We start from the raw sequence: 9,172 nt of genomic DNA on the forward strand, positions 1-9,172 counted from the left end.
GATAGCGAGGTCGAAACGACAGTGCTGCCTTCGGTCCCTAAACCCCGAAAGGATCAAGCCGATGACCTCGATATTCCTCCCCCGCAAAGTGTTTCAGGGTGTCGCCAAGCGCGCCGACATGTTCCGCATGTTCGATCGGCACGCCAAGCGCCCAGACCGTTTTGGCGGCGATCAGTCTGCCACCTATGCCGGCGAGTGGTTTGAGATCGATGAGACCTCCTACAGTTACATGCTCGACATCCTGCCACCGCTGTGGATGCGTGGACCGATCTTTGCGATGCGCGAGTTCATGACGGGTTCCGTGACCTCGGTGTTCTACGCGATCCGGATCGATGACGCCGTCCGCTATTTCCACGCCTACTGCGACCTGTCCGATCAGAACTCGGTCGAGGCGATGCGCTCGGCGATCCTTGACCGCGAAACCCGGCCGCTTCGGGCGATGAGCCGCCAAGAACGGCTCGAGCATATCTGGAGCACGACCGCGGATGACTATCGCGGTTATGCCGGAGATCTATGGCCGAAGCCGACGCAGGGCCACCGGACGATCATGCTCTATGGCGGCAAGGAAGGCACCGTTCTGAAGCTGCTCGGCACCCTGACCGACGACGAGATCGCCGCCAAGCTGCCGGTGCATCTGCGCCACCTCCCCACCCCCCTGGCCGCCTGAGCCAGATCTCATCATCGCAAAACCTGCCTGCAGCCGGTCGAATCCTCGGCCGGACGACGGCGCTCGCCTGCTTTCCACGGAGATTTTCATGAGCAACGATCCATTTTCACTCGATAGAATTGGCACCTTCGACATGTTCGGCAGCTCTGCCCTGTCCTCCGGGCTCGGGCTTGGTGTGACCGCGTTTGGCAGTTTTTCTCCCGATGTTGCCAATGATGACGATCCGGATCCCACTCCGACCGCACCAGCCCCTGCCCTCCCCGTCATTGCCGCACCTGTTAGGCGGGCAAGACTACGGACGAATTTCTATCTCGATGGCGATCGCAGATTGGCCGCGTCCGGGAAGGATCGCGCCCGCGCGAATGTCGCGGCGATCCTCGTTGCCGACGGCATTGTCAAGCAGCACCGGCCGGCGACCCCAAAGGAGCAGGCGCAGCTGATCCGCTTCACCGGCTTCGGCGCCGGTGAGCTTGCCAACGGCATGTTCCGCCGTCCGGGCGAGGTCGACTTTCGGCGGGGCTGGGACGATCTCGGCTCATCTCTTGAGAGCGCGGTCTCTGAGGCTGACTACGCGTCGCTGGCACGCTGCACGCAGTATGCGCATTTCACGCCGGAGTTTATCATCCGGGCGATCTGGGCGGGTTTGCAGCGCATGGGTTGGCGCGGCGGTCGCGTGCTGGAGCCGGGCATCGGCACGGGCCTGTTTCCGGCTCTAATGCCGGCAGAGTATCGCGACAAGGCTTACGTGACTGGCGTCGAACTCGATCCGGTGACAGCGCGCATTGTCGGCCTGCTGCAGCCAAAGGCGCGGATTATCCAAGGGGATTTCGCGCGCACTGAACTCTCGCCGATCTACGATCTCGCCATCGGCAATCCACCGTTTTCCGATCGCACCGTGCGCTCGGACCGGCAATATCGGTCACTTGGCCTCAGACTGCACGACTACTTCATCGCGAGGTCAATCGATCTGCTAAAGCCCGGTGCCTTCGCGGCCTTCGTCACCTCCCATGGTACGCTGGACAAGGCCGATACGACTGCGCGCGAGCATATCGCCAAGTCGGCCGACCTGATCGCAGCGATCCGCCTGCCCGAGGGCAGCTTTCGCCGCGATGCCGGCACGGATGTCGTCGTCGACATCCTTTTCTTCCGCAAGCGCAAGGCTGGAGAAGCAGAGGGCGACCGGACCTGGCTCGACGTGGATGAAGTCCGCCCGGCAACTGAAGACGAAGGCGCTATCCGCATCAATCGCTGGTTCTCACTGCATCCCGATTTCGTGCTTGGCGACCACGCGCTGACGTCGGGCCCGTTCGGGGAGACGTACACGTGCCGTGGTCGCGCCGACGTCGATTTCGAAGTGGCACTGAAGGCCGTCATCTCGCTCCTGCCGGAAGATCGCTACGACGGCGATCCGAACGAAATCGACATCGACCTGGAGGACGAACTCGGCGAGATCGTCGATCTCCGTCCCCAATCTGAAAAGGTCCGCGAAGGAAGCTTCTTCATCGACGCCAGGCATGGTCTCATGCAGATGGTCGACGGCTCCCCGGTCCAGATCAAGATGAGCAAGGGCCGCGGCGGCGAAGGCCTGAGCGAAAAGCATGTCCGCACTATCCGCAAGCTGATCCCGGTTCGCGATGCAGTGCGCGAGGTGCTGAAGGCCCAGGAGCAGGATCGCCCGTGGAAGGAGCTACAGGTACGGCTGCGCATTGCCTGGTCATCATTCGTTCGCGACTTCGGCCCAATCAACCACACGACGGTGTCGATCTCGGAGGATGCCGAGACCGGCGAGGTGCGCGAAACCCATCGCCAGCCAAACCTTCAGCCCTTCCGCGATGATCCTGACTGCTGGCTGGTCGCGTCGATTGAGGACTATGACCTCGAGACCGATACCGCCCGTCCCGGTCCGATCTTTTCCGAACGGGTGATCTCGCCGCCGGCCGACCCGGTGATTACATCGGCGGCCGATACCTTGGCCGTGGTGCTCAACGAGCGCGGCCGCGTCGACGTCGACCATATCGCCGAACTCCTGCATCGTGACGCGCAAGCGGTTATTGCCGAACTCGGTGATACGATCTTTTGCGATCCGACCGACGGTTCGTGGCAAACGTCCGACGCCTATCTCTCCGGCTCGGTCCGCACGAAACTCGCAGCTGCGGAAGCGGCTGCCGCGCTCGATCCCGTCTTCCAACGCAATGTCGTGGCACTCAGGCAAGTCCAGCCCGCCGATCTGCGTCCCTCGGATATTACCGCTCGCCTGGGCGCACCGTGGATTCCGGCGTCCGATGTCGTCGCCTTCGTCAAGGAGATGATGGGGGCGGAGATCCGCATCCATCATATGCCTGAGCTTGGATCCTGGACAGTCGAGGCGCGTCAACTCGGCTACAGCGCCACCGGCACGTCCGAATGGGGAACCAGCCGCCGGCATGCCGGGGAATTGCTCGCAGATGCGCTCAACAGCCGGGTCCCACAGATCTTCGACGTCTTCAAGGACGCCGAGGGCGAGCGCCGGGTCCTCAACGTCGTCGACACCGAGGCGGCGCGCGACAAGCTGCAGAGGATCAAGCAGGCTTTTCAGGACTGGGTCTGGACCGATGCGGATCGCACCGACAGGCTGGCCCGCGATTACAATGACCGTTTCAACAACATCGCGCCGCGCAAATTCGACGGCTCCCATCTCAAACTTCCCGGCGCTTGCTGCGCGCTTGCTCTCTATGGCCACCAGAAACGCGGCATATGGAGGATCATTTCCTCCGGCTCCACCTATCTCGCCCATGCTGTCGGCGCCGGCAAGACGATGACCATGGCAGCCGCGATCATGGAGCAGCGCCGGCTCGGCCTGACCGCCAAGGCGATGCTGGTCGTGCCCGGCCATTGCCTGGCACAGGCCGCGCGCGAATTCTTAGGTCTCTATCCGAATGCCCGTATTCTCGTGGCCGACGAGACGAATTTTACGAAGGACAAGCGCGCCCGCTTCCTGTCGCGCGCAGCGACCGCGGCCTGGGATGCGATCATCATCACCCATTCGGCGTTTCGCTTCATCGCCGTGCCTTCGGCCTTCGAGCAACAGATGATCCAGGATGAACTGCAGCTTTACGAGGATTTGGCTTGCAAGGTCGACAGCGAGGACCGCGTCTCGCGCAAGCGCCTTGAGCGGCTGAAGGAAGGATTGCAGGAGCGGCTCGAAGGTCTTGCTACCCGCAAGGACGATCTGCTGACCATCTCGGAAATCGGCGTCGACCAGATTGTCGTCGACGAGGCGCAGGAGTTCCGAAAGCTGTCCTTCGCCACCAATATGTCGACGCTAAAGGGTATCGATCCCAACGGCTCGCAGCGTGCCTGGGATCTCTATGTCAAATCCCGCTATATCGAAACGAAGAACCCCGGCCGCGCGCTCGTTCTCGCCTCCGGCACGCCGATCACCAATACGCTCGGCGAGATGTTTTCAATTCAGCGCCTGCTCGGCCAGGCTGCTCTTGCCGAGCGCGGGCTGCACGAGTTCGATGCCTGGGCATCCTGCTTCGGCGATACGACGACCGAGCTCGAAATCCAGCCGTCCGGCAAATACAAGCCTGTCAGCCGATTTGCCTCCTTCGTCAACGTGCCAGAACTGATCGCGATGTTCCGGTCGTTTGCCGATGTCGTGATGCCAGGGGATCTCCAGCAATATGTGAAGGTGCCCAACATCTCGACCGGGCGGCGGCAGATCCTGACGGCCAAGCCGACCGCCCTGTTCAAGACCTATCAGCAGATGCTGGACGCGCGCATCAAGACAATCGAGAACCGTGAGGGGCCGGCCAAGCCGGGCGACGATATTCTGCTCTCCGTCATTACGGATGGTCGCCACGCGGCGATCGACCTGCGTTTCGTCATGCCGGCGGCCGATAACGAGGCAGGTAACAAGCTCAATCTGCTCATCCGCAATGCCTACAGGATCTGGAAGGAAACTGGTGAAGCGATCTATCGCCGCCCCGATGGCAAGGAGTTCGATCTGCCAGGCGCCGCGCAGATGATTTTTTCCGATCTCGGCACGCTCAACGTCGAAAAGACCCGTGGCTTCTCGGCCTATCGCTTCATCCGCGACGAACTGGTCCGGCTCGGCGTGCCGGCATCACAGATCGCCTTCATGCAGGACTACAAGAAGACCGAAGCCAAGCAAGGGTTGTTCGGCGATGTCCGAGCCGGCCGGGTCCGTTTCCTGATCGGTAGCTCCGAGACGATGGGTACGGGCGTCAACGCACAGCTTCGATTGAAGGCCCTGCATCACCTCGATGTGCCGTGGCTACCCTCGCAGATCGAACAGCGCGAGGGCCGCATTGTCCGTCAGGGCAACCAGCATGACGAGGTCGATATCTTCGCCTATGCCACCGAGGGAAGTCTCGATGCCTCGATGTGGCAGAACAACGAGCGAAAGGCCCGCTTCATCGCCGCCGCGCTGTCCGGCGATACCTCGATCCGGCGGCTGGAGGATATCGGTGAAGGCCAGGCCAATCAGTTCGCCATGGCCAAGGCCATTGCGTCCGGCGACGAGCGCCTTATGCAGAAGGCGGGACTGGAGGCTGATATCGCTCGGCTCGAACGCCTGCGCGCCGCCCATGAAGACGACCAATACGCCGTGCGCCGACAAATGCGCGATGCAGAGCGTGACATCGAGGTCTCGACCCGGCGGATCGGTGAAATCGGCCAGGATATCGAACGCCTGGTCCTCACCTCTGGCGATGCCTTCGCCATGACCATCATGAGCAAGTCCTACTCCGAGCGGAAAGACGCCGGTCGGGCGTTGATGAAGGAAATCCTCACCCTCGTCCAGCTCCAGAGCCAAGGTGAAATCCACATCGCATCGATCGGCGGCTTCGATCTCACCTATGAAGGCGAGCGGTTCGGCCGGGGTGACACCTACCACTACCAGACCCTGCTCCAGCGGACGGACGTGACCCAAGAGATCGAATTGCCGGTCACCGTCACGCCGCTCGGTGCGATCTCCCGACTCGAGCATGCACTCGATAGGTTCGGGGAGGAGCGTGAACGCTATCGCCAGAGGTTGGCGGAGTATCAGCGGCGGCTCGTCTCCTACCAGTCGCGCCAAAGTGGAGCCTTCGCCTTTGCCGACGAACTGGCTGAGAAGCGTCAGGCGTTGCGTGAGGTCGAGGAGGCGCTCGCGACATCGGCCCGGGAGGATGCAGGGGCAGAGAAGGTCGCCGCTTAGCCCGGTGGCTTGAGCGAAAAATCGCCCCAGACCGGCCAGCTGAAGCTAATCACCGAACAGGATGGCGCCATAGTCGGTGGCGCCATGCAGGACATGGACGACGACCACCTTCGCGGATTCGACGCGGTAGAAGATCAGGTAATTGCCATGAACGCGCCGGCGGATACCATGGCGTTCGTAACGGGGGACGAGGGAGAAGCCGTTTGGATTATCGACAAGATCCTCACATTTGCTGCGCAATTCTCGGATAAATGACAGCGCGCGCCGGGGATTGTCCTGAGCGATATAATCGGCGATCTGCTCGAGATCGCTTTCCGCCTCGCTGGAAAACTCAAGGATCATGCCGGGTTTTCGGCCTTGTCAGCCATTGCACTGTACTTGGCCTCAAGTCGATCGAAGACATCGCTCGCCGGCTTCGTTCGGCCAGCGTCGGCATCGGCAATGCCGCGCATGATGGAGGCATCCAGTGCGGCAAGCCGGGTCTCGCGGTCCTGCACCAGTCGTACACCTTCCCGCAGCACTTCGCTTTTCGAGCCGTAACGACCTGTGTCGACGAGTTGCTGGATATAGCTTTCGAGCTGCTTTCCCAATTCGGCACTGATCATGTTGTTCTCCATCTGACGTGACGCAGGAGAAGATAGGTCGTTTATCAACTATTATCAATCCTCATTCCGACAGCGTGTGGTGGAACAGGAAAGAGAAAGTAGTAGGAAAAAGAAGGGAAACCCCTCTCGCAGATCGGTCGACCCGTCGCCGCTGTCGCTCAACCGCCCCCTCCTCAACCCTGCCCGTGGTTCTCGCAAGGCGCTGCCCCGCTCGCCCTGACAGCCAAGGCCGCTCGGGTGCAGTTGCGCCGGTCTGACCGTCCTGCGGTCCGGGAAGTGTCTTCGGAAAGAAGTGAAGACGGCCAAGAGCCGGTGAGGTGCCGGTTCCGAACCCGTAAAGGAGCAAATCCCATGCATATCCTCAAACTCGATCCCCGCGCGCTGAAGGACAATCCCGACGACGCGCGCCGTTCCAAGTCCTCGCCCCAATCCGATGCCCTGCTGTTGGCGACGGTAAAGGCGGTCGGCATCATCCAGCCGCCGGTCGTGTCGCCAGAGAGCGGTGGAGGCAATGGCTATATCATTCAGGCCGGACACCGTCGCGTCCGACAGGCAATCGCCGCCGGTCTCGAAGAAATCGAGGTGATCGTCCGCGAGGCGGCGAATGACAATCCAGCTTCCTGGCGCGCCATGCACTCAATGGTCGAGAACATCGCTCGCGAACCGCTGAACCCGGTGGACCAGTGGCGCGGTATCGAAAGGCTTGTCGCTCTCGGCTGGACAGAGGAAGCGATCGCCGTCGCGCTCGCCCTCCCCGTCCGCCAGATCCGGAAACTCCGACTCCTCGCCAATGTGTTGCCGGCCATGCTCGATCATATGGCGCTCGGCGACATGCCGAATGAGCAGCAGCTCCGCACTGTCGCAGCCGCCTCGTTCGACGAACAGAAAGAGGTCTGGAAGGCGCACAAGCCAAAGAAGAGTGAGCGGGCCGACTGGTACAATATCGCCCGCGCGCTCTCGAAAACCCGCATGTATGCGAAGGATGCGAGCTTCGGAAAGGATCTCACCAGCGCCTATGGCATCGAGTGGGTCGAGGACCTGTTCGCTCCCGCCGACCAGGACAGCCGTTACACCAACAATGTCGAAGCCTTCCTTGGCGCCCAGCAGGAATGGATGACCAGCAACCTTCCGAAGAAGGGTGCGATCGTCGAGGTGAACAGCTGGGGTCAGCCGGAACTCCCGAAGAAGGCAGAGCGCGTCTACGGCAAGCCTTCGAAGTCCGACCATGTGGCCATGTATCTCGACCGCGACGGCAAGGTGCAGTCGGTTGCCTTCCGCATGCCGGAGGACAGCAAAGCGAAGGGCAAGGGCAGCGTCTCCACGACAGGCGGGCAGGGTGACGTCCATGACGGCAGCATCATCGACACGCCGAAATCGCGTCCCGACGTCACGCAGAAGGGCCATGACATGATCGGTGACTTCCGCACCGACGCGCTTCACGAGGCGCTCGGCCGCGCGCCGATCGAGGACGATATGCTCATGGCCTTGCTCGTTCTTGCCTTCGCCAGCCAGAACGTCCGCGTTGACTCCGGCGCCAACGACACCGTGTTCGGGCCGAAGCGTTTCCGGCGCCATGCCGCGCGTCTGTTTTCCGAGGACGGCAAGCTCGCCTTCGACATGGAAACGGTGCGCGTTGCCGCCCGCTCCATGCTGATCGACGTGCTGTCGTGCCGCCGCGGCATGTCGAACAGTGGCGTCGTGTCCCGCATCGCCGGCGATGCCATCGGCGCCGACAGCTTCTTGCCCAACATGGGTTCGGAAGATTTCCTGTTGTGCCTGTCGCGGCAGGCGCTGGAAATGGCAGCGAAGGAGGTCAATGTCCTGCCGCGCTCAAAGGTGCGCGAAACCCGTGCCGCTCTGGTCGACCATTTCAGGCAAGGTCATTTCGTGCATGCGTCGGCACTCTTCGCCCCCGATCCGAACGACGTCGAAGATCTGGTCAGCCAAGCCGGCACTCTCGATGACGAGGCATCCAGGGCCGATGTCAGGGAGGATGGCCCCGAATTCGAGCGCATTGAAGGCGCCGCGACCGATGCAGAGACGGAGGCAGATACAGACGAAGGCAATCCGGCTGGGGAAACCACGGCCGATGAAGGCGACGCTCCCGATCTGCCCGAGACCATCGAGAATGCTCCGGACGCGGCCGAGCCTGACGAGGAGCAGCACGCCTACGGCATCGCGGCAGAATAGCTGCACTCCCTTTTCCCTTCCGAATGATGTTCCGCCGCCGGTGATCTCCATCGGTGGCGATTTCGTTTCAACGCCCCTCAAAACCTAGGGAGAAACTCCATGATCGAGAATGCCGAACACCAGCGGGAACGGCAGGCACTCGGCCGCCGAGAAATCGTCACCCGCGTCCATACGCCGTGGGGAGTGTCACAGCGAACGACCGTTTTTGCTGAAGGCGTCGAGTGCCATACGACATCAGGTCACGGCGGCTTCAAGCTCTCGGCGACGCGTAATCGCCATGTTCACCCGCTGCTGCGGTCGAAAGACGGCTTTTATGAAGAAGACGCTGCCTGGGCGATTGTTGCGATCACCTTTCCCCATCTGTTCACTGCGTTTGAGCGGCAGTGCGCGGAGCGTGCAATCAAGGACTGGTGGCCAGATGCCTGGGAGAAGATTTTTGGCACGATCCTGATGCCCGGAGAATCCCATGTGAAGGACCGTCGCGCTTTTGAGGCAAAGCATGCCGGT

5 protein-coding genes and 1 pseudogene are annotated in these 9,172 nt (G+C 61.7%); 4 read left to right on the plus strand and 2 right to left on the minus strand.

What is annotated here, in order from left to right:
* Nucleotides 1-61 precede the first annotated feature (61 nt).
* Nucleotides 62-667, plus strand: coding sequence for a DUF1419 domain-containing protein (locus E8M78_RS19985; RefSeq protein ID WP_137136717.1), 606 nt, complete (start codon nt 62-64; stop codon nt 665-667).
* Between the two features lie 88 nt (nt 668-755).
* Nucleotides 756-5,870: a DEAD/DEAH box helicase family protein gene (locus E8M78_RS19990; RefSeq protein ID WP_137136718.1), complete on the plus strand. Its 5,115-nt coding sequence runs from the start codon at nt 756-758 to the stop codon at nt 5,868-5,870.
* Between the two features lie 45 nt (nt 5,871-5,915).
* On the opposite strand, the gene E8M78_RS19995 is transcribed toward E8M78_RS19990, so the two are convergent.
* Together E8M78_RS19995 and E8M78_RS20000 are read right to left on the minus strand one after the other, a co-directional pair.
* Nucleotides 5,916-6,212, minus strand: a complete 297-nt coding sequence (locus E8M78_RS19995; protein WP_137136719.1) for a type II toxin-antitoxin system RelE/ParE family toxin — start codon at nt 6,210-6,212, stop codon at nt 5,916-5,918.
* Complete coding sequence (locus tag E8M78_RS20000) at nt 6,209-6,475, minus strand: type II toxin-antitoxin system ParD family antitoxin (RefSeq protein ID WP_137136720.1); 267 nt, start codon at nt 6,473-6,475, stop codon at nt 6,209-6,211. The genes E8M78_RS19995 and E8M78_RS20000 overlap by 4 nt, the downstream gene beginning before the upstream one ends.
* 351 nt (nt 6,476-6,826) lie before the next feature.
* Here E8M78_RS20000 and E8M78_RS20005 point away from each other — a divergent pair, with 351 nt between their 5' ends.
* Nucleotides 6,827-8,665 (plus strand): ParB N-terminal domain-containing protein, encoded by a 1,839-nt coding sequence (locus E8M78_RS20005; RefSeq protein ID WP_137136721.1) that lies wholly within the window; start codon nt 6,827-6,829, stop codon nt 8,663-8,665.
* Between the two features lie 99 nt (nt 8,666-8,764).
* A pseudogene (locus tag E8M78_RS23610) lies at nt 8,765-9,172 on the plus strand (hypothetical protein); the annotation flags it as partial.

Source organism: Rhizobium sp. FKY42 (assembly GCF_005222835.1).
Taxonomy (GTDB): domain Bacteria; phylum Pseudomonadota; class Alphaproteobacteria; order Rhizobiales; family Rhizobiaceae; genus Neorhizobium.

Excerpts from the sequence above, each read along its gene's own strand:
- E8M78_RS19990 (WP_137136718.1), top strand. The coding sequence starts at position 756 with ATGAGCAACGATCCATTTTCACTCGATAGAATTGGCACCTTCGACATG.
- E8M78_RS19995 (WP_137136719.1), bottom strand. The coding sequence starts at position 6,212 with ATGATCCTTGAGTTTTCCAGCGAGGCGGAAAGCGATCTCGAGCAGATC.
- E8M78_RS20000 (WP_137136720.1), bottom strand. The coding sequence starts at position 6,475 with ATGATCAGTGCCGAATTGGGAAAGCAGCTCGAAAGCTATATCCAGCAA.
- E8M78_RS20005 (WP_137136721.1), top strand. The coding sequence starts at position 6,827 with ATGCATATCCTCAAACTCGATCCCCGCGCGCTGAAGGACAATCCCGAC.
- E8M78_RS19985 (WP_137136717.1), top strand. The coding sequence starts at position 62 with ATGACCTCGATATTCCTCCCCCGCAAAGTGTTTCAGGGTGTCGCCAAG.